This window comes from Streptomyces tanashiensis (genome assembly GCF_014648895.1).
Taxonomy (GTDB): Bacteria; Actinomycetota; Actinomycetes; order Streptomycetales; family Streptomycetaceae; genus Streptomyces; species Streptomyces tanashiensis.
In genome coordinates this window covers 472791-497847 of the sequence record NZ_BMRZ01000001.1, presented here as the reverse complement: position 1 = coordinate 497847, position 25057 = coordinate 472791, and the positions used below count along the sequence as shown (strand labels likewise).

The following is a 25057-nucleotide window of genomic DNA, read 5'->3' as shown; positions in this document are numbered from 1 at the left end:
GCACCTCCGTCAATATCGGGTGATATTGGGGCCTAAGTCAGACTTAGGACATACGGGAGGCACTCCATGCGCGGAGCCACGCACGCCAAGTGGGCCGCACTGGCCGCCGCCGTCGCCCTCGCGGCGACGGCCTGTGGCGGTGGCGACGACAGCGGCGGTGGCGGAGGGGCCGACGGCATCGTGAGTTCCTCGTGGGGCGACCCGCAGAACCCGCTGGAGCCCGCCAACACCAACGAGGTCCAGGGCGGCAAGGTCCTCTCCATGATCTTCCGGGGGCTCAAGCAGTACGACCCGAAGACCGGCGAGGCCAAGGACATGCTCGCCCAGTCGATCGAGACGACCGACTCGCAGAACTTCACCATCACGGTCAAGGACGGCTGGACCTTCTCCAACGGCGAGAAGATCACCGCGAAGTCCTTCGTCGACGCCTGGAACTACGGCGCCCACCTCAAGAACAACCAGAAGAACGCCTACTTCTTCGGTCAGATCGAGGGCTACGACCAGGTCCACCCCGAGAAGGGCGAGCCCACCGCCGAGACCATGTCCGGCCTCAAGGTGACGGGCCCCCAGACCTTCACCGTCAAGCTCACCCAGAAGTTCTCCACCTGGCCCATCACCCTCGGCTACGCGGCCTTCGCGCCGCTCCCGCAGGCGTTCTACACGGACCACGCCGGCTGGCTCTCGAAGCCCATCGGCAACGGCCCGTACACCGTCGACTCGTACTCCAAGGGCTCCCAGATGGCCCTCAAGCGCTGGGACGCCTACCCCGGCGCCGACAAGGCCCAGAACGGCGGCATCACCCTCAAGGTCTACACCGACAACAACACCGCCTACACGGACCTGACCGCCGGGAACCTCGACCTCGTCGACGACATCCCCGCCTCCCAGCTCAAGAACGTCGACGCCGACCTCGGCGGCCGCTACATCAACGTCCCGGCCGGCATCATCCAGACCCTCTCCTTCCCGTTCTACGACCCGGCCTGGGACAAGCCCGGGCAGGAGAAGCTCCGCCAGGGCCTCTCGATGGCCATCGACCGCAACCAGATCACCGAGACGATCTTCCAGAAGACCCGCACCCCCGCCGTCGACTGGACCTCCCCGGTCCTCGGCGAGGAAGGCGGCTTCAAGGACATCTGCGGCGACTTCTGCAAGTACGACGCGGCCGAGGCGAAGAAGCTCGTCGCCGAGGGCGGCGGCATCCCCGGCGGCACGATGAAGATCTCGTACAACGCCGACACCGGCTCCCACAAGGAGTGGGTGGACGCCGTCTGCAACTCCATCAACCGCGCGCTCGGCAACAACAAGGCCTGCGTCGGCAACCCGGTCGGCACCTTCGCCGACTTCCGCAACCAGGTCACCCAGTCGAAGATGGACGGCCCGTTCCGGGCCGGCTGGCAGATGGACTACCCGCTCATCCAGAACTTCCTCCAGCCGCTGTACTACACCAACGCCTCGTCCAACGACGGCAAGTACTCGAACCCCGAGTTCGACAAGCTCGTCGACCAGGCCAACGCCGAAGCCGACACCGCGAAGGCCATCGGGCTCTTCCAGCAGGCCGAGGGCGTCCTCCGCGACGACATGGGCGCCATTCCGCTCTGGTACCAGAACGGCAGCGCCGGCTACTCGGAGAACGTCTCGAACGTGTCCCTGAACCCCTTCAGCGTCCCGGTCTACGACCAGATCAAGGTCAAGTGACGCCGTAGCAGTTCGGCGGTGTACGGCCCGGGCCGCGGACCCCCGCGCCGGGCCGTACGCCGTCCCGCAACCCACCCACCCTGGAGGCCTCCGTGGGTCGATACGTGATCCGGCGGCTGCTGCAGATGATCCCGGTCTTCTTCGGCGCCACGCTGTTGATCTTCCTGATGGTGAACGTGATGGGCGACCCCATCGCCGGACTGTGCGGCGACCGCCAGTGCGACCCGGCGACCGCCGCCCAGCTGGAGAAGGAGTTCGGCCTCGACAAGCCGGTCTGGCAGCAATACCTGACCTACATGGGCAACGTCTTCACCGGAGACTTCGGCACCGCCTTCAACGGCCAGCCCGTCACCGAGCTGATGGCCAGCGCCTTCCCGGTCACCATCCGGCTGACCATCGTCGCGATCCTCTTCGAGATCGTCATCGGCATCAGCCTCGGCGTCGTCACCGGCCTCAAGCGCGGCCGCCCCGTCGACACCACCGTCCTGCTGCTGACCCTGGTCGTCCTGTCCGTCCCGACCTTCGTCACCGGCCTGCTCGTCCAGCTGCTCCTGGGCGTCAAATGGGGCTGGATCAAGCCGGCCGTCTCGCCCGAGGCGACCTTCAGCGAGCTCATCGTCCCCGGCCTGGTCCTCGCCTCCGTCTCCCTGGCGTACGTCACCCGGCTCACCCGCACCTCGATCGCCGAGAACAAGCGCGCCGACTACGTCCGCACGGCCGTCGCCAAGGGCCTGCCCCGCCACAGGGTCATCAGCCGCCACCTGCTGCGCAACAGCCTCATCCCGGTGGTGACCTTCATCGGCGCCGACATCGGCGCGCTCATGGGCGGCGCCATCGTCACCGAGCGGATCTTCAACATCCACGGCGTCGGCTACCAGCTCTACCAGGGCATCGTCCGCCAGAACACACAGACCGTGGTCGGCTTCGTCACCATCCTCGTCCTCATCTTCCTGCTGGCCAACCTCCTGGTCGACCTCCTGTACGCCGTCCTTGACCCGAGGATCCGCTATGCCTGAGCCCGAGCCGTTTGAGCCGCTTGAGTCGTACGGCGAGGAGGGACGCGCCATCGCCTCGACCGGCGCCGGTGGTGCGTCCGACCTCGCCACGGCCGAGGCGGAGACCCTGGAGCAGCGTCCCTCGGTCGACGCCGCCGAAGAGGCCGCCGGCGGTCCCGAGGGCGCCGGCCCCGACAAGAAGGCCCGCTCCCTCTGGTCCGACGCCTGGCACGACCTGCGCCGCAACCCGGTCTTCATCATCTCCGGGCTCATCATCCTCTTCCTGGTGGTCATCTCCATCTGGCCCTCGCTGATCGCCTCCGGAGACCCGCTCGACTGCGACCTCTCCAAGGCCCAGGAAGGCTCCCAGCCCGGCCACCCGTTCGGCTTCAACGGCCAGGGCTGCGACGTCTACACCCGTACGGTCTACGGAGCCCGCACCTCCGTCAGCGTCGGCGTCCTCGCCACCCTCGGCGTCGCGATCCTCGGCAGCATCCTGGGCGGGCTCGCCGGCTTCTTCGGCGGAGCCTGGGACGGCTTCCTCTCCCGGATCACCGACGTCTTCTTCGCCATCCCCGTCGTCCTCGGCGGCCTCGTGCTCCTGTCCGTGGTGACCAGCTCCACCGTCTGGCCCGTCATCGGCTTCATGGTGCTGCTCGGGTGGCCGCAGATCTCCCGCATCGCCCGCGGCTCCGTCATCACCGCCAAACAGCACGACTACGTCCAGGCCGCGCGGGCCCTCGGCGCCTCCAACTCGCGGATGATGCTCCGGCACATCACGCCCAACGCCGTCGCCCCGGTGATCGTCGTCGCCACCATCGCCCTCGGCACGTACATCTCGCTCGAGGCGACCCTGTCGTACCTCGGAGTCGGTCTGAAGCCGCCGACCGTCTCCTGGGGCATCGACATCTCCTCGGCGTCGCCGTACATCCGCAACGCGCCCCACATGCTGCTCTGGCCGGCCGGCGCGCTCGCCATCACCGTCCTCGCGTTCATCATGCTCGGCGACGCGGTGCGCGACGCCCTCGACCCGAAGCTGAGGTAGGGACCCATGCTGCTCGAAGTCCGCGACCTGCACGTGGAGTTCCACACCCGGGACGGGGTGGCCAAGGCGGTCAACGGCGTCAACTACTCCGTCGACGCGGGGGAGACCCTCGCCGTCCTCGGCGAGTCCGGCTCCGGCAAGTCCGTCACCGCCCAGGCCGTCATGGGCATCCTCGACATCCCGCCCGGGAAGATCAGCGCCGGCGAGATCCTCTTCCAGGGCCAGGACCTCCTGAAGCTCAAGGAGGAGGAACGGCGCAAGGTCCGCGGCGCCAAGATGGCGATGATCTTCCAGGACGCGCTGTCCTCCCTCAACCCCGTCATCAGCGTCGGCGACCAGCTCGGCGAGATGTTCCAGGTCCACAAGGGGATGTCCCGCAAGGACTCCAAGGCCAAGGCCATCGAGCTGATGGACCGGGTCCGCATCCCCGCCGCCAAGGAACGCGTCGGCCAGTACCCCCACCAGTTCTCCGGCGGCATGCGCCAGCGCATCATGATCGCGATGGCCCTCGCCCTCGAACCCGAACTGATCATCGCCGACGAGCCGACCACCGCCCTCGACGTCACCGTCCAGGCCCAGGTCATGGACCTCCTCGCCGAGCTCCAGCGCGAACTCAACATGGGCCTCATCCTCATCACCCACGACCTCGGCGTCGTCGCCGACGTCGCCGACAAGATCGCCGTCATGTACGCGGGCCGGATCGTCGAACAGGCCCCCGTCCACGAGATCTACAAGGCCCCCGCGCACCCCTACACCCGGGGCCTGCTCGACTCCATCCCGCGCCTGGACCAGAAGGGCCAGGAGCTCTACGCGATCAAGGGCCTCCCGCCCAACCTGCTCGCCATCCCGCCCGGCTGCGCCTTCAACCCCCGCTGCCCCATGGCCCAGGACGTCTGCCGGACCGACGAGCCCCCGCTGTACGACGTGACCGAGTCCCCGGTGCCGCGCGCCAGCGCCTGCCACTTCTGGAAGGAGTGCCTCCATGGCTGAGGCCATTCTCGAAGTCCGGGACCTCCACAAGCACTACCCGCTGACCCGGGGCATCGTCTTCAAGAAGCACGTCGGCGCCGTCAAGGCCGTCGACGGGGTCGACTTCGACCTCGCCGCCGGCGAGACCCTCGGCATCGTCGGCGAGTCCGGCTGCGGCAAGTCGACCGTCGCGAAGATGCTGGTCAACCTGGAGCGGCCGACCTCCGGGACCATCCGCTACAAGGGCGAGGACATCACCACGATGTCCCCCAAGGCCCTCAAGGCCGTCCGCCGCAACATCCAGATGGTCTTCCAGGACCCGTACACCTCGCTCAACCCGCGCATGACCGTCGGCGACATCATCGGGGAGCCGTACGAGATCCACCCCGAGGTCGCGCCCAAGGGCGACCGGCGCCGCAAGGTCCAGGACCTCCTCGACGTCGTCGGCCTCAACCCCGAGTACATCAACCGCTACCCGCACCAGTTCTCCGGCGGCCAGCGCCAGCGCATCGGCATCGCCCGCGGCCTGGCCCTCCAGCCCGAGATCATCGTCGCCGACGAGCCGGTCTCCGCCCTCGACGTCTCCGTCCAGGCGCAGGTCGTCAACCTCCTCGACAGCCTCCAGTCCGAGTTCTCCCTGTCGTACGTCTTCATCGCCCACGACCTGTCGATCGTGCGGCACATCTCCGACCGCGTCGGCGTCATGTACCTCGGCCGGATCGTCGAGATCGGCACCGACGCCCAGATCTACGACCACCCCACCCACCCCTACACCCAGGCGCTGCTCTCCGCCGTCCCCGTCCCCGACCCCGAGGCGCGCGCCCACCGCGAGCGGATCATCCTCACCGGTGACGTCCCCTCCCCGGCCAACATCCCCTCCGGCTGCCGTTTCCGCACCCGCTGCTGGAAGGCCCAGGAGCGCTGCACCCTGGAGGTCCCGCTGCTCGCCGTCCCGGCCGTCTTCCGCCTCACGGACAGCCCCGCGAAGCACGACTCGGCCTGCCACTTCGCGGAGGAGAAGCAGGTGGTGCCGCCGGAGGAGCCCGAGGAGCCGTAACTCACGGGCAACCCGGCGGAATCGGTTCCGATATACGGACATCGGACAGTGGTCCCGTACGGCCGTGCGGGTGCCGTGAGCCGGCCGGGGCAGCACCACGCCGCCCCGGCCGGCCGCCATGTGCCGTTCATGCGGAACCGCTTGTTTCGGTCGGTCGCGACCGTGAGTATCGGGGCCGTGACTGTGACACGACCGGCACGTCTCACCGGCGCCGCGCTCTGCGCCGCGCTGGCCCTCATCGCCGCCGTGTGGATCCTCCAGGACCTCGCCGCGCTCGGCTCGCCCGCCGACCTCGCGTGGTACTGGGCCGGGGACCACCACTTCCTGATCCGGGGGCGGTCCACCACCTCCCTGATCGACCCCGTCCTCCTCGCCGCCTACGCCGCCACCGTCGTCGCGGCCCTCCGCTCACGGCACGCGGCCTCCGCGTTCGCCGCCGCCGGCGCGGTCACCCTCGCCCTGCGCCTCCCCGGGCTCTGGGCGCCCGGGAGCGGCGCCCTCGTCACCGCCCTCCTCGAACTGGCCCTCGCCGCCGGGCTCGTCCTCACCGCCGCCGTCGGCCGCCGTCCGGCGGAAGCCCCGCACGAGCACCCGCCCACCCGGCCCCGCGGCGGCCCCGCCGTCGCCGCCGGGGTCCTCCTCGCGCTCGCCGCGCTCTTCGTGACCCTGTGGGAGCTGTACTGGGCGGGCGAACTGCCCCCGGAGTTCACCGTCGACCGCTTCACCGGCGGCCGCTCCGTCGTCAAACCCGCCCTCGCGCCCCCGCCCGGCTGGCTGTCGGCCGTCGCCGTCGGGCTGTACGGCACGGCCGCCGTCTCCTGCTTCTCACGGGCCCGCCACTCCCGGGCCTTCGGGCTCCTCGCCGCCGCGTTCCTGACGGCGGGCGGTCTCGGCGGCGTCGCCCGCGCCGTCCGGTTCGAGACCCTCGTCCGCCTCGGCGAGCTCACCTCCGCGGGCGCGGCGGACGTCCTCACCTCCGTCTTCGAACTGCTCGCCGGTGTCGCGGTGCTCGTGCTCCTGGCCGGGCGCGGCGCCCCCGCCGCCGCACCCGGTCCGTACCCGGCGGCCGGGGCGCGCCCCCCGGCCCCGCCCCACCCGGCACCGCCCGGCTGGTGACTCAGCGGGCGATGCCGAGGGACCGCTTCACGAAGTCGACCTGGAGCAGCAGCAGGTTCTCCGCCACCCGCTCCTGCGGCGTCATGTGCGTCACCCCGGACAGCGGCAGCACCTCGTGCGGCCGGCCCGCCGCGAGCAGCGCCGACGAGAGCCGCAGCGCGTGCCCCACCACCACGTTGTCGTCCGCGAGACCGTGCACGATCATCATCGGCCGGGCCGGTTCCTCCGGGGCGGACAGGCCGTCGTCGGTCAGCAGCGACTGCGCCGCGTACACCTCCGGGTCGTCCTGCGGGGTGCCGAGGTACCGCTCCGTGTAGTGCGTGTCGTACAGCCGCCAGTCCGTCACGGGCGCCCCGACCACGGCCGCGTGGAAGACGTCCGGCCGCTGGAGCACCGCCCGCGCCGCGAGGTAGCCGCCGTAAGACCAGCCGCGGATCGCCACCCGGTCCAGGTCGAGCGGGAAGCTCCCGGCGAGCGCCCGGAGCGCCTCCACCTGGTCGTCGAGCGTCGGCGAGAGATCGCGCAGGAGCGACTTCTCCCAGGCGGGGGAGCGGCCCGGCATGCCCCGCCCGTCCGCCACGACCACCGCGAAGCCCTGGTCGGCGAACCACTGCGAGGTCAGGTGCGGATTGTGGGCGGCGAGCACCCGCTGCCCGTGCGGTCCGCCGTACGGATCCATCAGGACCGGCAGCGGCCCGTCCCCCTCCGCGTACCCCTGGGGCAGCAGGACCGCGCACGGGATCCGCCGGGCCCCCGCCTCCGTCAGCCGCACCCGGGCGGAGATCACCGGCCGCTGCGCGTACGACGCCACCACCGCGACCCGCTCGCCGTCCCGCAGCACCCGCGCCACGCTCCCCGGCGCCTCCGGGCGCGCCGACACCAGGACGGTCACCGCCCCCGACCGCACCGCGCCGTGCACGCCGGCACCCTCCGACAGTCGCGTCAGCCGCTCCACGCCCTGCCCGGACACCCGGTACACATGGATCTCGCCGGTCTCCGGCTCCGTCGCCGCCTCACCCGCCGAGGCCGACACCAGGACGTCGTCCGCCCCGATGTCCAGCACCGCCCGGACGTGCAGCTCCGGACCCGTCCACGCCTCCTCCCCGACGGCGAGGACCCGGGCCCCGCCCTCGTCCGTGACCCGCACGAGCCCGCCGTCCGGCCCCCAGGCCGGCACCCCGTGGTGGAGCTCCAGCCACGCCGGATCCGCCTCCGCCCGTACGGTCGCCGTCTTCCCCGACTCCGGGTCCACCGCCAGGAACACCTGTTCCCGCTGGTCCCGCGCCTGCGCGAGCAGCAGCGGCGCCCCGGCCGCCGACCAGTGCACCCGCGCCAGATACGGATACCGCTCGCGGTCCCACACCACCTCCGTACGGGACCCGTCGAGGCCCACGACGAACAGCCGCACCTCCGCGTTGGCCGTGCCGGCCGCCGGGTACCCCACCCGCTGCGGCTCCCGCTCCGGGTGCGCCGGGTCCGCGATCCACCAGCTCCGCACCGCCCGGTCGTCCGCCCGCGCGACGAGGAGCCGGTCCGAGGCGGGCGACCACCAGAAGCCGCGCTCCCGGCCCATCTCCTCCGAGGCGATGAATTCGGCCAATCCGTAGGAGACGTGCTCGTCCTCCGGACCGGCCAGCTCCCGGTCGCCCGTACCGTCCGCGCCCACCACCCGCAGGGCGCCCTCCGCCACGTACGCGACGAGTCGTCCGTCCGGCGAGGGACGGGGGTCGATCACCGGCCCCGGCACCGGAAGCTCCCGCGTGGTCCCCGCCCGCAGCTCCGCCGTGAACAGCCGCCCCGACAGCGCGAACGCCGCCGACTCCACGGCCCCGTCCACCGCGTACGCCACGATCCCGGCCGAGCCCTCCCGGCTCCGCTCCCGGCGCGCCCGCTCCTGCGGCGACAACTCCTCCTCCGCGCCCGCGAGCAGCGCCGCCGGATCGGCGGCCACACGCTCCGCGGGCTCACCGCCCCGGGGCAGGTCGAGCACCCAGAGCCGGTGCGAACGGTCCGTCCCGGAACCGGATCTGACGAACACCACGCGCTCTCCGTCGGGAGAGACCGAGAAACCACGCGGGACCCCCAGGGTGAACCGTTGGGTCCGGGCGTGCTGACGAGGGAACGAGAGCTCGGCCGAGGGTGTGGCCGGCTGCTGTGAAGACGAGGTCATGCGGCTGAAACTAGCGCCGTGCGCCCCCCTCGTGCCTCCGTCCGCCGATCGATGCGGCCGTACGGATAGTTATGATCCGTAGCGCTAGGTGGGTATGCATCCGACTGACATGCCCCCTGGCACATGCTGATCGACCGAACCGCTCGAATATCCGACCGAAGGTGGAGGTGAACCGCCGTGGCACTCTCGATCTCCGTGGTGGTGCTGCTGGCGATCGTCGTCTTCCTGCTGATCCGGAAATCCGGGCTGAAGGCTGGACATGCGGCGGTCTGCGCGCTCCTGGGCTTCTACCTGGCGAGCTCGTCCATCGCCCCGTCCATCAGCACCCTCACCACGAACGTGGCGGGCATGATCGGCGGCCTCAAGTTCTGACCCGGGGGGTGCCCCCGGTCCGACCTCGTAGGGTGGGGGCATGTCCGATCTCCCCGCCCGCCGTCTGCTGCTCGTGCACGCGCACCCGGACGACGAGTCGATCAACAACGGCGCCACCATGGCCAGGTACGCGGCCGAGGGCGCCCTCGTCACCCTGGTCACCTGCACGCTCGGCGAGGAGGGCGAGGTCATCCCGCCCGACCTCGCCCACCTGGCCCCCGACCGGGAGGACAGGCTCGGCCCGCACCGCGTCGGCGAACTCGCCGCCGCGATGACCGAGCTGGGAGTCACCGACCACCGCTTCCTCGGCGGCCCCGGGCGCTTCCGCGACTCCGGAATGATGGGCGCCGAGCAGAACGAGCGCGCCAACGCCTTCTGGAACACCGACGTCGACACCGCCGCGCCCCACCTCGTCGAGGTGATCCGCGAGACCCGCCCGCAGGTCCTGATCACCTACGACCCCGACGGCGGCTACGGCCACCCCGACCACATCCAGGCCCACCGGGTCGCCACCCGCGCCGCCGGACTCGCCGCCGACCCGGACTACCGCCCCGACCTCGGACCGGCCCACACGATCGCCAAGATCTACTGGAACCGCGTCCCGCGCCCCGTCGCCGAGGCCGGCTTCGCCCGGCTCCGCGCCGAGGGCTCGGTCTTCCCGGCCGTCGCCGGGATCGACGACGTCCCCGGCGTCGTCGACGAGGACCGGATCACCGCAGAGATCGCCGCCGACCCCGTGTACACGGCCCGCAAGAGCGCCGCGATGGCCGCGCACGTCACCCAAGTCGCCGTCGACGGTCCTTTCTTCGCCCTCTCCAACGACCTCGGCCAGCCGATCTTCACCACCGAGTACTACGAACTCGTCCAGGGCGCCTCCGGCGCCCCGGAGGGCGAGCGCGAGACGGACCTCTTCGCGGGGGTGACCGCGTGAGCACCACCACGCCCGCCCCCACGCCCTCGCCGGGCGTCCGGTACGCCTGGTACGGCGCCCTGCTGGCCCTCGGCGCCCTCGTCGGCGTCGCCGGATCCCTCGTCCAAGCCGCCTGGTTCCCCGGCGGCTTGCTCCTCGCACTCCTCGCCACCGCCGGCCTCTTCTACGGGGGGCTGCGCGCCACCGGCACCCAGGTCGGCGTGGCCTCCGCCGGAGGCGGCTGGCTCGTCGCCGTCGTCCTGCTCAGCCTCGGACGCCCCGAGGGTGACGGGGTGTTCGGCGGAGGCGCCGGCGAGCTGCTCTTCCTCTTCGGGGGCATGGCGCTCGCTGTGATGTGCGCCACGCTGCCCCGACTGTCGCGACCGGCCCCGTGAACAGGACGACTTGAGCAGGGGACGCCCTGACTTCGGCCGGATTGCCCGTCGTCCTTCACCCAGGGGTCGGGTATGAACCGGCGGGGTTCAGTATGGTGGTGCGCGCCGCCGAACCGCCCGGGTCAACACGAGCATCAGCAAGAGCGGGCGGTGGAGCCAACCGGGAGATCCTGCTTTGAGTCGTGAAACAGGTCGAGAGACTGACAGTTCGTCCTCCGGCGCCCAGGGGCGCGGCGGAGCCGCCTACCCCTCGGGTACCCCGCCGTACGGATCCCGCCAGTATCCGTCGCTCCACCCCACGCAGGACGTGCCGGAGGAGCCCGCCGCCGCGTCCGCGCCGCCGGAGGAGCCCAAGACCGAGACGACGCTGACGACCCGGATCCGGATCAACATCCCGGGTTCGCGTCCGATTCCGCCCGTCGTGGTCCGCAAGACGGTCAACGAGGCGCCCGCCCCGGACCCCGAGCCCGAGCCCGCTCCCGTCGTGGAGCCGGAGCCCGAGCCGGTGGCCGTGGCGCCGGAGCCCCCGCGGGCGGCCGAGGAGGCCCCACAGGCCCCGCAGGCCAAGGAGACGAGCGACTGGTTCGCCCCCCGCAAGGCGGCGGCCCCCAGCCCTGCCCCCGCGCCCGCCCCGGCGCCGGCCGCCAAGCCGGCCCAGGCGCCCGCGCTCGCCGGACCCGACGCCCCGGGCACGGGCTTCGCGGGCTCGGCGACCTCCGGCGTCCCGACGGTCGGCACCACCCCGTCGAGCCGCCCCGTCACCGCGGCCGCCCAGACGCCGCCGGGCAACCCGCTGTACGAGAGCGGGACGCCGGCGGGCGGCACGCCGATGTACGACGGGACGCCTTCGGGCGGGACCCCGATGTACGACGGCACCCCGTCGGGCGGTACCCCCCGGTACGACGGCACGCCCGCCGCCGGTACGCCGATGTACACCGGCACCCCGGGCGGCGGCACGCCCGCGTACCGCGGCCCGGGCGGCCCCGGCGCCCCGGCGGCGCCGACCGGTCCCACCACGGGCCCGGTCACCGGCACCGCCTCCCTCGGCGGCGCCACCACCGCGCCCCGCCCCTTCGGCGGCGGCCAGGGCCCGGGCTCCCCGTTCGTCGGCGGTGGCGCGCCCCGCATGTCCGACGACACCGCGATCCTGACGCCGCAGCCGCCCGCCCCGGGCCCGCGGTCCGGACCGGGCGCGCCGGCGGACAACGGTGCCCACATCTCCGGTGACACGCTCACCAGCGGCATCCCCGTCGTCCCGCCGACGGCGGCCCGGCCGAACCTGACCCCGCGCATCGAGGAGCGGACGCCCCAGGCCCCCGCGCCGGCGCCGCGCCAGGCGCCGGCGGCCGACCGGGCCCCGGCGAAGAAGGGCCGCTCCAAGCTGGTCCTCGTCGCGGCCGGGGTCGTGGGCCTGGCCGGCGTCGCCTACGCCGCCGGACTGCTCCTCAACCACTCCGACGTCCCCAAGGGCACCACGGTGCTCGGCGTGGACATCGGCGGCGGGACGAAGGAGGAGGCCGTCAACAAGCTGGACGCGGCGCTCGGCAAGCGGGCCGGCGCCCCGCTCCAGCTCAGCGTCGGCGGCAAGAAGGTCCAGCTGGCCCCGGACAAGGCGGGCCTGGCCCTCGACAGCCAGGAGACCGTCCGCGCGGCGGCCGGCAGCGACTACAACCCCGTCTCGGTCATCGGCTCCCTCTTCGGCGGCGAGCGGGTCGCCAAGCCGGTCTTCCCGGTCGACGAGGAGAAGCTCGCCGTCGCCCTGACCGACCTGGCCGGCAGCTCCGCCTCGGCGACGGAGGGCACGATCCTGTTCGCCCCGAACAAGGTGACCCCGGTCGAGGGCAAGCCCGGCAAGGGCCTGGACGTCCAGCGCTCGATGATCTCGGTGCGGGACGCGTTCCGGGCCCAGGTCGAGACGGGCCGGGGCACGCTGGTCGAGCTGCCGGTCACCACGGTCTCCCCGACGGTCACCAAGGCCGAGCTGGACCGGGCGATGAAGGAGTTCGCGACCCCCGCCATGTCGGGCCTGATCAGGATCCAGGCGGGCGGCAGGCACATCGACTTCGGTCCGGCGCGGTCGCTGCCGCAGATCCTCTCCATGAAGGCCGTCGACGGCCGGCTGGTCGAGGTCTACGACAAGAAGGCGATCGAGCGGCTCCTGGAGGGCACCTTCGACGGGGTCATGATCACCAAGGGCGACGGCACCAAGCACCAGGTGTCCGCCGACGACGTGGCCTTCGTGATGCGCGACGCCCTGAAGGGCAAGAACCTCGCGGAGCGAACGAAGACGATCGACCTCTCCGGCGAGGGCTGACAGCCCCCGTCCGCGCCTCCGAGCCCCCGTCCCGCGCCCGGGACGGGGGCTCGCGCGCATGACGGCCCACGGCGCCCCCTGCGGTCCCATAAATGGGGTCGCGGGCCGGGCGGGGGCCCGCGTAGGGTGCGGGGCAAGGGGCGGGGTCGTAGCACAGAGGTAATGCGCCGCGATGACATCTCGGAGGACGCCGGTTCGAATCCGGTCGCCCCGCCCCCCTCTGCCCGTCGCCGGCCGGCGCGCCCCATACCTGTCCTTCGGATCAGGCCCTAGTTGAGCAGCGCCCTCGCCGCCTGCGCCCGGCGCCGGATCGCCGTCGCCGACTCCGGGTCGACCGCGTCCATCACCTGTGCGTACGCCTCCATCTCCACCGCGCCCGTGAGGAACTCCCCGCGCTGGACGAGCAGCTCCGCCCGTTCGTAGCGGAGCCTCGCCGGGTGGGAGGGGAGCAGCAGGGCCAGTTCCACCGCCCACAGGGCCACGTCGGAGCGTTCGGGGCGGGGGGCCGCCCAGGCCCGGATGTTGTTGAGGATCCGCAGGGCGATCGCGCCGGGCTCGGCGGGGCGGAGCATCGAGCGGTCCAGCGCCTCGCCCGTCGCGCTCGTGACCAGGAGCTCGGCGTCCGTGCCCGTCATGGCCCGTCCGCCGGCGAAGGGGTCGGCGAGGTTCAGGTCGGCCGGGTCGCCGAAGCCGACGACGAAGTGGCCGGGCAGGCCCAGCCCGTACACGGGGGCGCCGGCCCGGCGGGCGACCTCCATCCAGACGACGGAGAGCAGGATGGGCAGGCCCCGGCGGCGCCGGAGCACCTCGTGCAGGAGAGAGGACTCCAGACGCTGGTAGTCGGCGGGCACGCCCTCGAAGCCCTCGTGGCGGCCGAGGAGCGCGGCGAGTTCGGCGGCCCAGTCGCCGGTGATCCGGGTCGCGTACGGGACGAGTCCGGCGAGGCGGTCGAGTTCGATCTCGGCCTCGTCGAGGTCGCGGCGGGTGACCGCGGGGTCGGCCACCGCGCCGATCAGCAGGCAGAGCCGGGCGAGGTCGGGCCGCTCGGCCCGGGCCTCCTCGGCGAACTCCTGTCGCCAGTCGTCCCGGCCCCCCTCCGCGGATGTGCCCTCCGGTCCGCCCGGTGGTGGTACGTCCTCCGTCACGCCTCGGCCCATCGGTAGTGGTGGTAGTGGTGGTGGGGTGCGAAGCCCATGCCGTCGTACAGCGCCCGCGCGCCGTCGTTGTCCGTCTCCACCTGGAGCCAGGACGCCGACGCGCCCTCGTCGAGGGCCTGACGGGCGAGCGCCGTCATGACGGACGTCGCCAGGCCCCGGCGTCGCTGCCCGGGGTCGACCTCGACCGCCATGAAGCCGGCCCAGCGGCCGTCGACCACACAGCGTCCGATCGCCGCCGGTACCCCTCCCGTGCCCGCGACGGACGCGAACCACACACTCGGACCGGACGTGAGGACGGAGCGGACGGCGGGGCTCGCCTCCTCGAAGCGCTGGTAGCGGCGCAGCCAGGCTTCGTCGACCGTCCGGGAGAGGCGTACGGCGGAGATGTCGGCGTCCAGGTCGCCGATCGGGGCGAGGGCCCCGATCCGCACCTCGGCGGACACCTCGCGCCGCCAGCCGTGCCGGTCGAGGGCGGCGCAGAGCAGCTCCTGCGTGCCCTCGGCGCCGGTGGCGGTCTGGATGTACGCGGGCAGCTTCCGGGCCGCGTACCACGCGCGCACGTGCTCCAGGGCCTCGGCGACGGGCAGCCCCGGATCGCCGAGGGGGAGGGCGGAGTTGGCGCGGCGGGTGAATCCGTCGGCGGCCCGCAGGGTCCACTCGCCGAGGGCTTCGCCCTCGACCGGCTGCCACGCGCGCGCGGTGGCGCGGGCGAGTTCGAGGAAGGTGGCCGAGGGGCCGCGGCGGCGGGCCGGTGCGGGCGGGACGACCTTCCCCGCGGCCAGCGCGGTTTCCGCGATCCGGACGCTCTCACCGCTCTTTCGTGTGATCAACAGCACACCGGAATCCCATGATGTGAGAACTCCGACCGCGTCGGTGAACCTCGCGCCCGCTTCCGCCGAGTCCGTCACGTACCGAACGGAGACACGTTTTCCCACGTCAGCGCTGGTAATTCGGACCTCAAGGCGTCCTCCGCCGGTGATTTCCACAGCTTCTCCGCCCCTCCTGTTCGGATCGCCCTCAAGAACGGAGATACTAGGTGCGGGCATCGACGACGCCGCGCTCCCGCGCAGACCAGCCCTATCGAGGAGGAACGACAGCGTGACCTACGTCATCGCGCAGCCTTGTGTCGACGTCAAGGACAAGGCGTGCATCGAGGAGTGCCCCGTCGACTGCATCTACGAGGGCAAGCGGTCCTTGTACATCCACCCGGACGAATGCGTCGACTGCGGGGCCTGTGAGCCGGTCTGCCCGGTCGAGGCGATCTTCTACGAGGACGACACCCCGGAGGAGTGGAAGGACTACTACAAGGCGAACGTCGAGTTCTTCGACGAGCTCGGTTCGCCCGGTGGTGCCTCCAAGCTCGGCGAGATCGAGCGCGACCACCCCTTCATCGCCGCCCTGCCGCCGCAGAACGGCTGATTGTTCGCCCTCGGTCCCGTACGGCCTCGCCGCTGTACGGGACCGAAGCGTTTTCCGTACGTACGAGGAAGTGAGCCAACCCGTGAGCGCAGTCTCTTCGCGCCTTCCCGTCTTCCCCTGGGACAAGCTGGAGCCGTACAAGAAGACGGCCGTGGCGCACCCTGACGGAATCGTGGACCTGTCCGTCGGCACGCCCGTGGACCCGGTCCCCGCGCTGATCCAGGAGGCCCTGGTCGCGGCCGCGGACTCGCCGGGCTATCCCACGGTGTGGGGGACGACGGAGCTGCGGGACGCGCTCACCGGCTGGTGCGAGCGGCGTCTGGGCGCGACCGGCTTCGCCCACGAGAACGTGCTGCCGGTGGTCGGCTCCAAGGAGCTGGTGGCCTGGCTGCCGACGCAGCTGGGGCTCGGGGCCGGGGACCAGGTGGCCTACCCGCGCCTCGCCTACCCGACGTACGAGGTCGGCGCGCGGCTCTGCGGCGCGACGCCCGTCGTCTACGACGACCCCGTCGCCGACCTCGACCCCGCCGCGGTCAGGCTGCTCTGGCTCAACTCCCCGTCCAACCCGACCGGCAAGGTCCTCGGCAAGGACGAGCTGACCCGGATCGTGGCCTGGGCGCGCGAGCACGGGATCCTGGTCTTCTCCGACGAGTGCTACCTGGAGCTGGGCTGGGAGGCCGACCCGGTCTCGGTCCTGCACCCGGACGTCTGCGGAGGGTCGTACGAGGGGATCGTCGCGGTCCACTCGCTGTCCAAGCGCTCCAACCTGGCGGGCTACCGGGCCGCGTTCGTCGCGGGCGACGCGGCCGTCCTGGGCGAGCTGCTGCAGATCCGCAAGCACGGCGGCATGATGACCGCCGCTCCGGTGCAGGCGGCGACGGTCGCGGCGCTCGGCGACGACGCGCACGTGGCCGAGCAGCGGGAGCGGTACGCGGCCCGCCGGGCGGCGCTGCGGGCGGCCCTGGAGGCGCACGGCTTCCGGATCGAGCACAGCGAGGCGAGCCTGTACCTGTGGGCGACCCGGGACGAGCCGTGCTGGGAGACCGTCGCGTACCTGGCGGAGAAGGGCATCCTGGTGGCGCCCGGCGACTTCTACGGCGAGGCCGGGGAGCGGTTCGTGCGGGTGGCCTTCACGGCGACGGACGAGCGGGTCCAGGCCGCGGTCAAGCGCCTCGGCTGACGAAGCGCCGGAGGGCCCGGGGAGCGTGTGCTCCCCGGGCCCTCCGGCGTTCCCGCGGGGTCAGCCGCCGATGGGCAGGCCGCCCAGCGGCGCGGAGCCCAGGGCCTGGCCGGTCGGCAGGTTGCCGAGGCCGCCGCCCAGGGCGCCGCCGGTCGGGCCCTCGGCGCTCTCGGCGGCGGCGCCGGCGGTCTTGCCGACGACCTCGCCCGCGCTGCCGGCGGTCTCGCCGGCCACCTTCTGGGCGGCCGGGGTGGCGGTCCTGCCCGCCGCGCCGACGGTCTTGCCGGCGGCCGGGACGGCGGTGCCGACGGCCTTTCCGCCGGTGGCGCCGACGACGCCGGTGGTGGTCTGCGCGGCGCTGTCGACGGCGGTGCCCGCACCGGCGGCGTCCAGGGCGGTGATGCCGCCGAGGGCGCCGGTCGGCGCGAGGCTGTGGTCGAGGGCGCTCGCGGAGCCGGCCGCACCGACCACGGGGGCTGCTCCGGCCGCGAGGAGGAGGGCGGCGCGGGCGATCCGACGGGTCAGGGGGAGGGACATGGTGCTCCTTCGGCGAGGTGCGACGGTGTGCGTTGGACGCAGTGACAACCGGCCCTGGGGCGGGGGAGGTTGCGGCGGCCGAAGGTAAAGAATTGGCAATGCGTCGTATTGTCGGGTGGGGAGGAAAACGGACGAACGTGTCATTGCGCGAAGCCCTGCCGAACCGTCACTTCCCTTGTGACACAAGGGGATCGAGGGGGAGGAGTGGCGTGGACGGAGGGCGGCCCGCATGCCGCTCGAATTTCTTCCGCCGCGAGCCGGAGCCATGCCACGGCCGAGTGAAGGACCGTACGGGCGCTCGATCCCCGTCGGCTACTGGGCGAGCCGCATCCGGACGGAATCCCCGCCCCCGGCGACCGCGCCCGAGGACTTCGACCAGCCCCCGCCGGCCTCGCCCGCGCGCCACACCCGGCCCCCGAACGAGACCTCCGTGATGCGCAGCGCGTCCGCCCGCGCCACCGCCCACTGGGCCAGCTCCCAGCCCCGCCGCTCGTCCGAACCGGCCCCCGGAGCGCTCCCCGCGCCCGTCGCCGCCCGGACCGGCACCACGAGCACCGGCGGCTCCGAGGCCGAACGGCCCGCGCTCGGACCACCCGTCACCGCCTTCGGTGCCGCCTTCTCGCCGAAGGCCCGCACCAGCTCCTCGCGCACCTGCCGCGGATCACCGGGCCGGCCCTTCGCCACGCTCGCCGTACAGGTCAGCGCCGCCGGCGACCGGCCCGTCAGCGCGGCCGACAGCAGCGTGGCGTCCGGCTCGTGCTTCGCGTACGCCTGCGGGAAACCGCTCCGCTGCACCTTCTGCGCCGCCACCGTCAGCGGCATCCGCGAGTACCCCGGGACCTTCTCCAGACCCGCGTAGAACTTCCCCGCCGAGTACACCGGGTCCATGATCTGCTCCGGCGTCCCCCAGCCCTGGGAGGGCCGCTGCTGGAAGAGACCCAGCGAGTCCCGGTCGCCGTGCTCGATGTTCCGCAGCGCCGACTCCTGCAGCGCGGTCGCGAGCGCGATCGTCACGGCCCGCTCCGGCAGCCCCCGGGTGGTGCCCACCGCCGAGATCGTCGCCGCGTTGGACGCCTGCTCCGGAGTGAACTCGTAGCGGTTGTCCCCACGGCCCACACTGCACCGGGGCGCCCCCGTGCTCCCCGTCATCTGGTGGAAGGCCACGTACGAGGCGAGGCCGAGGAGCGCGGCGAAGGCGGCCGCGGAACGGGCGAGGCGGCCGCGACGGCGGGGGCGGATGGGCTCGGACACGGGGCCCACCGTACTGGAGGCCGCGTTAGGGTCGGCACATGGCAGACATCACCCCGCTCGACGGCCCCCTCGACCTCTCCCTGGACGGGGGCGCGCTCACCGCCGCCCTCGTCGACTTCCCCTCCGTCAGCGGGACCGAGCAGCCGCTCGCGGACGCGATCGAGCGGGCCCTGCGCCTCCTGCCGCACCTCACCGTCGACCGGTACGGCAACAACGTCGTCGCCAGGACGAACCTCGGCCGCGGCGAGCGCGTCGTCCTCGCCGGCCACATCGACACCGTGCCGATCGCCGACAACGTGCCCTCGCGGCTCGACGAGGACGGCATCCTGTGGGGCTGCGGCACCTCCGACATGAAGTCCGGGGTCGCCGTCCAGCTGCGGATCGCCGCCACCGTCCCCGAGCCCAACCGCGACCTCACCTTCGTCTTCTACGACAACGAGGAGGTCGCCGCCGACCTCAACGGCCTCGGGAAGATCGCCGCCGCGCACCCCGACTGGCTGGAGGGCGACTTCGCCGTCCTCCTGGAGCCCTCCGACGCCCAGGTCGAGGGCGGCTGCCAGGGCACCCTGCGCGTCATCCTGCACACGGCCGGCGAGCGCGCCCACTCCGCGCGCTCCTGGATGGGCTCCAACGCCATCCACACCGCCGCCCCGATCCTCGCCCGCCTCGCCGCCTACGAGCCGCGCAAGCCCGTCATCGACGGCCTCCAGTACCACGAGGGCCTCAACGCCGTGCGGATCGAGGGCGGCGTCGCCACCAACGTCATCCCCGACGCCTGCGCCGTCACCGTCAACTACCGGTACGCCCCGGACCGCTCCCCGGCCGAGGCCCTCGCCTACGTCCGGGAGTTCTTCGACGGCTGCGACATCGCCGAGTTCGTCGTCGACGACGAGAGCCCCGGCGCCCTGCCCGGCCTCTCCCACCCCGCGGCCGAGGCCTTCATGAAGGCCGTCGGCGGCAGCGCGCAGCCCAAGTTCGGCTGGACCGACGTCGCCCGCTTCAGCGCCCTCGGGGTGCCCGCCGTCAACTACGGCCCCGGCGACCCGATCTACGCGCACAAGCGGGACGAGCACGTCCCCGTCGAGCGGATCCACCACTGCGAGGCACGGCTCCGCGACTGGCTGACCGCCTGACTTCCGTAATTTCGCGTTTCGTCACCTCTGTGGTCCTACGCTGACCGGACCAGAAGATCGTTGGATCGACGGAGGGAGCAGGCCATGGGTATCCCTGAAGGGGAGACGAAGCCGGAGGAGCAGCGGCTCGGGCCGGTGCTCAGGCGCAGGGACCAGGTCCAGCCGGGCACCACGGACCAGAGGCTGCTCGACACCGAGGGCGACTCGGAGTGGGTGCACACCGACCCCTGGCGGGTCATGCGCATCCAGTCCGAGTTCGTCGAGGGCTTCGGCGCCCTCGCCGAACTGCCGAGCGCGATCAGCGTCTTCGGCTCGGCCCGCACGAAGCCGGACTCGCCGGAGTACGAGGCGGGCGTACGGATCGGCAAGGCACTCGTCGAGGCCGGGTTCGCGGTGATCACGGGCGGCGGCCCGGGCGCCATGGAGGCGGCCAACAAGGGGGCCAGGGAGGCCAAGGGCGTCTCGGTGGGCCTCGGCATCGAGCTCCCCTTCGAGCAGGGACTCAACCCGCACGTCGACATCGGCGTGAACTTCCGCTACTTCTTCGTCCGCAAGACGATGTTCGTGAAGTACGCGCAGGGCTTCGTCGTCCTGCCCGGCGGCCTCGGCACCCTCGACGAGCTCTTCGAGGCCCTGACCCTGGTCCAGACCCGCAAGGTCACCCGCTTCCCGATCGTGCTCTTCGGCACGGAGTACTGGAAGGGCCTCGTCGACTGGCTGCGCGACTCCGTCGTCGCGGGCGGCAAGGCCTCGGAGCGCGACCTCCTCCTCTTCCACGTCACGGACGACGTGGAGGAGGCGGTGGCCCTGGTGACGAAGGAGACGGGCAAGTAGGGACGTCCTCTCCCCGACGGGGGCGCCGGATCCCGGCGCCCCCCTTCCGTTCCCGCGTCGCTACGCCAGCCCGCGCCGGGCGACCGCCGGCGGGCGGTGCCCGGCGATGGACGCCACCATGTCCAGGACCTGCCGGGTCTCCGCGACCTCGTGCACCCGGTACACCTGCGCCCCGAGCCACGCGGAGACGGCCGTCGTCGCCAGGGTGCCCAGCACCCGCTCCTTGACCGGCCGGTCCAGCGTCTCGCCCACGAAGTCCTTGTTGGACAGCGACACCAGAACCGGCCAGCCCGTCTCCGCCATCTCGCCGAGCCGCCGCGTCGCCTCCAGGCTGTGCCGGGTGTTCTTCCCGAAGTCGTGGCCGGGGTCGATCATGATCCCGTCCCGCCGCACGCCGAGCGAGGCCGCGCGCTCCGCGAGCCCCACGGTGACCCGCAGGATGTCGGCCATCACGTCCTCGTACTCCACCCGGTGCGGCCGGGTCCGCGGCTCCGCGCCGCCCGCGTGGGTGCAGACGAGCCCCGCGCCGTACTTCGCGGCGACCTCCGCGAGCCGCGGGTCGACCCCGCCCCACGCGTCGTTCAGGACGTCCGCCCCGGCCTCGCAGACCGCCTCGCCGACGTCCGCCCGCCAGGTGTCGACGCTGATCACCACGTCGGGGTGGCGCCTGCGGACCTCGGCGACGAAACCCACCGTGCGGCGCGCCTCCTCCTCGGCCGTCACCTCCTCGCCGGGGCCCGCCTTCACCCCGCCGATGTCGATGATCGCCGCCCCCTCCGCCACGGCCTGCTCGACCCGGGCGAGCGCGGGCTCGTCCCGGAAGGTGGCGCCCTGGTCGTAGAAGGAATCCGGGGTCCGGTTCACGATCGCCATGATCACCGGCTCGTGCGGCCCGAATTCACGCCGTCCCAAGCGCAGCATCCCTTTTGTCCTCCCTCGCGTCCGTTCGCCTGCGACCCTAACCGTCGGTGGCGCATGGCACGATCGGCACGGGACGTTTTCCACTCCGGGGAGAGGCGCGCAGGTGTTCTGGTTTCTGCTCATCACGATGGTCGTGGTCGTGGCCGCGGTGACCCTCGCCGTGGTCGGCGGCGGCGACAGCGAGGTGCTGCCCGACGTGGCGCCCGAGCAACTCGTCGACCCGCTCCCGGCCGCCCGCCCGGTGGACCGCGCCGACGTCGAGGCGCTCCGCCTCCCCGTCGCCGCCCGCGGCTACCGGATGGCCGACGTGGATGACGTCCTCGTCCGCCTCGGCGCCGAGCTCGCGGAGCGCGACGCCCGGATCGCGGAGCTCGAGGAGGCGCTCGCCGGCGCGGCCCCCGCCGGGGACGCGGGCGCAGAGGGCGGCGAGAAGTGACCGGCGAGGCGATCGCGGGACCCGACGGGCGGCTGCGCTGCCCCTGGGGCCTGTCGACCGAGGACTACGTCGCGTACCACGACGAGGAGTGGGGCCGTCCGGTCCACGGCGACGACGCGCTGTTCGAGCGGCTCTGCCTGGAGGCCTTCCAGTCGGGCCTCTCGTGGATCACGATCCTGCGCCGTCGCGAGGGCTTCCGGCGCGCCTTCGCCGGCTTCGAGATCGCGTCCGTCGCCGCCTTCGGCGACGCGGACCGCGAGCGGCTCCTCGCCGACGAGGGCATCATCCGCAACCGCGCCAAGGTCGACGCGACCCTGGCCAACGCGAAGCTGCTGGCCGAGTGGTCGCCCGGTGAGCTCGACGCCCTGATCTGGTCCCACGCCCCCGACGCGGCGACGCGCCCCACCCCGCGCACGCTCGCCGACGTCCCGGCGGTCACCGGCGAGTCGACGGCTCTGTCCAAGGCCCTCAAGAAGCGTGGGCTCCGCTTCATCGGCCCCACCACGGCCTATGCCCTGATGCAGGCCTGCGGTCTGGTCGACGACCATCTGGCGGGCTGTGTGGCCCGGGGCGGAAGCTGACCCCGGGCCACTGATCCGGCCGGATCAGAAGACGTGGACCCGCTCGGCGGTGTCCCAGCCCATGTCGGCCTGCGGGGCGCCGATGCCGCCGCGGCCGTTGCCGGGGTAGACGTAGAGCTGGTTCCAGTCGATCGGCCGCATCAGGTCCGACGTGCCGTCGCCCGTCACGTCGCCGACGGAGAACACGGGGGCGTCCGACGGCCAGCCGTACGGCAGCTTGGTGCGGGCGCCGAAGGAGCCCCGCCCGTTGCCGGGGTAGAGCCACAGGCCGCGGGAGCCGTCCCGGGCGACCAGGTCGGACCTGCCGTCGCCGTTCATGTCGCCGGGAGCGACGAGACGGTTCATGGCGTTCCAGCCGCCGCCGACCTTCTTGCGGGCGCCGAACCAGCCCCGGCCGTTGCCCGGGTACGTCCACAGGACACCGGCGGTGTCCCGGGCGACCAGGTCGCGGCGGCCGTCACCGGTGATGTCACCGACGGCCTTGATCTCCTTCATGGTGTTCCAGCCGCTGCCGATCTTGACGCGCGGCTTGAACCAGCCCTTGCCGGTGCCGGGGTAGAACCAGAGGACACCGGCCCGGTCGCGGGCGAAGACGTCCTCGTTGCGGTCGCCGTCGTAGTCGCCGTGCCGGACGATCTGCGTCATGGCGTTCCAGCCGCCGCCGACCAGCACGGCCTTGGGCGCGACGTCCCAGCGCGCGGAGTAGCCGTGGAGGTACCACAGCCGGCCGTCGTCGGCCCGCTCCAGGAGGTCGGGGCGGGAGTCGTTGTTCAGGTCACCGAACTGCGCCGCGGCCGGGAGGCCGGAGGGGCGCTTCTGCTGCGGCCACCAGTCCATCCACGCGGTGCCGCCGTTGGCCTCCCAGGCGGTGGTCGCCACGCGGATCGAGCTGATCCTGTTGTCGAGCTGGCCCATGATCGAGCCGTCCAGGCTGGTCCCGCCGCCGTTGTAACCGTTGTACGGGTCCATGACCAGAGAGTCGCCGCCCCGGTAGTTCGCGTCGACGTTGAGCACGGCGTGCAGGGCGGAATGGTTGACGACGCTGGAGATCGTGTTGTCCCAGGCGCCGAGGGTGGGCTGACTGGACGTGATGATCTTCATCTCGCCCTTGAAGTCGCGGTACTGGAAGACGCACAGCCGCCCGGACGGGCAGCGCGACGAGTCGGCGGCGACCGGGGGAGCGGCGGTCATGAGGGTCGCGAGGGACGCCGCCGTGGTGACGGCGGCGGCCAGGGCGCGACGACCCCGAAGGGTGCGGAACATGGCTCGGGAGTCCATTCGCGAAAGGGTCAGAAGACGTAGTGCGAGGTGCGGATCGAGGCGAGGGTCCAGGGCGCCTGGAGGCGCCCGTCCCCGGTCCCGTTGTAGACACGGAGCCGGTTGCGGTCCCGGGTGTCGGGATCGGGTGTGTGCGCGACGAGGTCGGCGCGGCCGTCACCGTTGATGTCGCCGAGGCCGGCCAGCTCTCCCAGGGAGTTCCAGCCGCCGGTGCCGATGAGCTTGCGCGCCGTGAACCAGCCGCGGCCGTTGCCCGGGTAGAGCCAGAGCCTGCCGGCCGTGTCACGGGCGACGAGGTCGGCCTTCTTGTCGGAGTTCATGTCTCCGGCGCCGACGAGCTCGTTGATCGCCTTCCAGCCGGAGCCGACCTTCTTGCGGGCGCCGAACCAGCCCCGGCCGTTGCCCGGATACGTCCACAGGACGCCGTCGGCGTCGGAGGCGAGCAGGTCGGCCTTGCCGTCCCCGGTCAGGTCGCCGGCGGCCGCCAGGTCACGCATGGTGTTCCAGCCGCCGCCGATCCTGACGCGCGGCTTGAACGAGCCGGCGCCGTTGCCGGGGTAGAGCCAGAGGACGCCGGAGCCGTCGCGGGCGAAGACGTCCTCGTTGCGGTCGCCGTCGTAGTCGCCGTGCCGCACCAGCTTGGTCATGGTGCTCCAGCCCCCGCCGACGAGCCGGGGGCTGCTTCCGCTGGTGTAGTCGTGGGAGCCCCACAGCTGGCCGACCATGTTGCGGGTGAGTACGTCGGCGTACCCGTCGCGGTTGAGGTCGCCGAAGGCGCCCGGCGCGGGCAGCGTCGCGGGCCGGCGGTTCACGAGGTCGTACATGGTCGGGTACCGGCCCTCGGAGCCGCAGAAGTCGTCCGCGTCGGGGCCGACGTCGACGGAGCTGACCGCCCGGTCCAGCTCGGGGTGCGCACTCTCGTCGAGGTTCTCCGAGAAGTACGAGTGGGTCGCCCCCTCGGGGTCGAGCCCCGGCTTGGGGTGCAGGCAGATCGCGCTGCTGTACCCGGACAGTCTGACGACGTACGACCGGATGCGGTTGTCCCAGGAACCGAGCGACAGCATCGCCTTCCGGATCACGATCATGTCGCCCTGGTAGCCGGGCTGACTGAAGCCGCAGACGGCGTTGTCGGGACACCGGTCCCAGCCGTCGACCGCCTGTGCGGGCGAGGACAGGGCGGTGGCGGACAGGCCCAGGGCCACACCCGCCGTGAGCGCGCCGCGAAGAAGGCGCGCGGGAGAAGGACGCACGGAACCCCCCAGGTAAGTGCGTACGAATGGTGAGCGGATCCT

Annotated in this window: 24 protein-coding genes and 1 tRNA gene; 17 read left to right on the top strand and 8 right to left on the bottom strand. The window is 72.5% G+C overall.

Annotation, left to right across the window (positions count from 1 at the left end; genetic code table 11):
- Positions 1-66 precede the first annotated feature (66 nt).
- From IE237_RS02210 to IE237_RS02185, 6 genes are all read left to right on the top strand, one after another.
- A complete protein-coding gene (locus tag IE237_RS02210; protein WP_189800064.1) occupies positions 67-1695 on the top strand; it encodes a peptide ABC transporter substrate-binding protein in 1629 nt (542 codons plus the stop codon).
- 92 nt (positions 1696-1787) lie between these two features.
- A complete protein-coding gene (locus IE237_RS02205; protein ID WP_189800063.1) occupies positions 1788-2711 on the top strand; it encodes an ABC transporter permease in 924 nt (307 codons plus the stop codon).
- Positions 2704-3735 (top strand): ABC transporter permease, encoded by a 1032-nt coding sequence (locus IE237_RS02200; protein ID WP_189800062.1) that lies wholly within the window; start codon positions 2704-2706, stop codon positions 3733-3735. Before IE237_RS02205 ends, IE237_RS02200 begins: the two co-directional genes overlap by 8 nt.
- Positions 3736-3741: 6 nt before the next feature.
- Positions 3742-4725: an ABC transporter ATP-binding protein gene (locus IE237_RS02195; RefSeq protein WP_189800061.1), complete on the top strand. Its 984-nt coding sequence runs from the start codon at positions 3742-3744 to the stop codon at positions 4723-4725.
- Positions 4718-5761, top strand: coding sequence for an ABC transporter ATP-binding protein (locus IE237_RS02190; protein ID WP_189800060.1), 1044 nt, complete (start codon positions 4718-4720; stop codon positions 5759-5761). Before IE237_RS02195 ends, IE237_RS02190 begins: the two co-directional genes overlap by 8 nt.
- Before the next feature lie 177 nt (positions 5762-5938).
- On the top strand, positions 5939-6877 hold the full coding sequence (locus tag IE237_RS02185; protein WP_229842191.1) for a hypothetical protein: 939 nt from the start codon (positions 5939-5941) through the stop codon (positions 6875-6877).
- A gap of 1 nt (position 6878) precedes the next feature.
- On the opposite strand, the gene IE237_RS02180 is transcribed toward IE237_RS02185, so the two are convergent.
- Positions 6879-9047 carry a S9 family peptidase gene (locus tag IE237_RS02180; RefSeq protein WP_189800059.1) on the bottom strand — a complete coding sequence of 723 codons (2169 nt, stop codon included), beginning with the start codon at positions 9045-9047 and terminating at the stop codon, positions 6879-6881.
- Between the two features lie 177 nt (positions 9048-9224).
- Between IE237_RS02180 and IE237_RS02175 the strand changes: the two genes are divergently transcribed.
- From IE237_RS02175 to IE237_RS02155, 5 genes are all read left to right on the top strand, one after another.
- A complete protein-coding gene (locus tag IE237_RS02175; protein ID WP_015035959.1) occupies positions 9225-9419 on the top strand; it encodes a hypothetical protein in 195 nt (64 codons plus the stop codon).
- 40 nt (positions 9420-9459) lie between these two features.
- Positions 9460-10350: an N-acetyl-1-D-myo-inositol-2-amino-2-deoxy-alpha-D-glucopyranoside deacetylase gene (gene mshB / locus IE237_RS02170; protein ID WP_189800058.1), complete on the top strand. Its 891-nt coding sequence runs from the start codon at positions 9460-9462 to the stop codon at positions 10348-10350.
- Positions 10347-10724, top strand: coding sequence for a DUF6113 family protein (locus IE237_RS02165; protein ID WP_189800057.1), 378 nt, complete (start codon positions 10347-10349; stop codon positions 10722-10724). The genes mshB and IE237_RS02165 overlap by 4 nt, the downstream gene beginning before the upstream one ends.
- Positions 10725-10899: 175 nt before the next feature.
- Entirely contained in the window at positions 10900-13038 is a 2139-nt protein-coding gene (locus IE237_RS02160; RefSeq protein ID WP_189800056.1) for a hypothetical protein, read from the top strand.
- A gap of 140 nt (positions 13039-13178) precedes the next feature.
- A tRNA-Val gene (locus IE237_RS02155) sits at positions 13179-13253 on the top strand.
- Between the two features lie 54 nt (positions 13254-13307).
- On the opposite strand, the gene IE237_RS02150 is transcribed toward IE237_RS02155, so the two are convergent.
- Together IE237_RS02150 and IE237_RS02145 are read right to left on the bottom strand one after the other, a co-directional pair.
- The gene (locus IE237_RS02150; RefSeq protein WP_370468138.1) at positions 13308-14195 is read right to left on the bottom strand and encodes a transglutaminase family protein; all 888 of its coding nucleotides are present in this window, start codon (positions 14193-14195) and stop codon (positions 13308-13310) included.
- Complete coding sequence (locus tag IE237_RS02145; protein WP_189800054.1) at positions 14180-15181, bottom strand: GNAT family N-acetyltransferase; 1002 nt, start codon at positions 15179-15181, stop codon at positions 14180-14182. Before IE237_RS02145 ends, IE237_RS02150 begins: the two co-directional genes overlap by 16 nt.
- A 112-nt stretch (positions 15182-15293) precedes the next feature.
- On the opposite strand from IE237_RS02145, the gene fdxA reads away from it, so the two are divergent.
- The gene (fdxA, locus tag IE237_RS02140) at positions 15294-15614 is read left to right on the top strand and encodes a ferredoxin (protein WP_015035968.1); all 321 of its coding nucleotides are present in this window, start codon (positions 15294-15296) and stop codon (positions 15612-15614) included.
- An 82-nt stretch (positions 15615-15696) separates the two neighbouring features.
- Complete coding sequence (locus IE237_RS02135; RefSeq protein ID WP_189800053.1) at positions 15697-16794, top strand: bifunctional succinyldiaminopimelate transaminase/glutamate-prephenate aminotransferase; 1098 nt, start codon at positions 15697-15699, stop codon at positions 16792-16794.
- Positions 16795-16854: 60 nt separating this feature from the next.
- Here IE237_RS02135 and IE237_RS02130 read toward each other — a convergent pair whose 3' ends face one another.
- Together IE237_RS02130 and IE237_RS02125 are read right to left on the bottom strand one after the other, a co-directional pair.
- The gene (locus IE237_RS02130) at positions 16855-17331 is read right to left on the bottom strand and encodes an ATP-binding protein (protein ID WP_189800052.1); all 477 of its coding nucleotides are present in this window, start codon (positions 17329-17331) and stop codon (positions 16855-16857) included.
- A gap of 312 nt (positions 17332-17643) precedes the next feature.
- On the bottom strand, positions 17644-18591 hold the full coding sequence (locus IE237_RS02125) for a hypothetical protein (RefSeq protein ID WP_189800051.1): 948 nt from the start codon (positions 18589-18591) through the stop codon (positions 17644-17646).
- Positions 18592-18620: 29 nt separating this feature from the next.
- On the opposite strand from IE237_RS02125, the gene dapE reads away from it, so the two are divergent.
- Complete coding sequence (dapE, locus tag IE237_RS02120) at positions 18621-19715, top strand: succinyl-diaminopimelate desuccinylase (RefSeq protein WP_189800050.1); 1095 nt, start codon at positions 18621-18623, stop codon at positions 19713-19715.
- A gap of 84 nt (positions 19716-19799) precedes the next feature.
- Entirely contained in the window at positions 19800-20549 is a 750-nt protein-coding gene (locus IE237_RS02115) for an LOG family protein (RefSeq protein WP_187622362.1), read from the top strand.
- A gap of 60 nt (positions 20550-20609) precedes the next feature.
- Here IE237_RS02115 and folP read toward each other — a convergent pair whose 3' ends face one another.
- Positions 20610-21470, bottom strand: coding sequence for a dihydropteroate synthase (gene folP / locus IE237_RS02110; protein ID WP_189800049.1), 861 nt, complete (start codon positions 21468-21470; stop codon positions 20610-20612).
- 103 nt (positions 21471-21573) lie between these two features.
- On the opposite strand from folP, the gene IE237_RS02105 reads away from it, so the two are divergent.
- Both IE237_RS02105 and IE237_RS02100 read left to right on the top strand, forming a co-directional pair.
- On the top strand, positions 21574-21906 hold the full coding sequence (locus tag IE237_RS02105; protein ID WP_189800048.1) for a hypothetical protein: 333 nt from the start codon (positions 21574-21576) through the stop codon (positions 21904-21906).
- Positions 21903-22487 carry a DNA-3-methyladenine glycosylase I gene (locus IE237_RS02100; RefSeq protein WP_189800047.1) on the top strand — a complete coding sequence of 195 codons (585 nt, stop codon included), beginning with the start codon at positions 21903-21905 and terminating at the stop codon, positions 22485-22487. Before IE237_RS02105 ends, IE237_RS02100 begins: the two co-directional genes overlap by 4 nt.
- A gap of 24 nt (positions 22488-22511) precedes the next feature.
- On the opposite strand, the gene IE237_RS02095 is transcribed toward IE237_RS02100, so the two are convergent.
- A complete protein-coding gene (locus IE237_RS02095; RefSeq protein ID WP_189800046.1) occupies positions 22512-23765 on the bottom strand; it encodes an FG-GAP-like repeat-containing protein in 1254 nt (417 codons plus the stop codon).
- An 11-nt stretch (positions 23766-23776) separates the two neighbouring features.
- Entirely contained in the window at positions 23777-25015 is a 1239-nt protein-coding gene (locus tag IE237_RS02090; protein WP_189800045.1) for an FG-GAP-like repeat-containing protein, read from the bottom strand.
- Between the last annotated feature and the right edge of the window lie 42 nt (positions 25016-25057).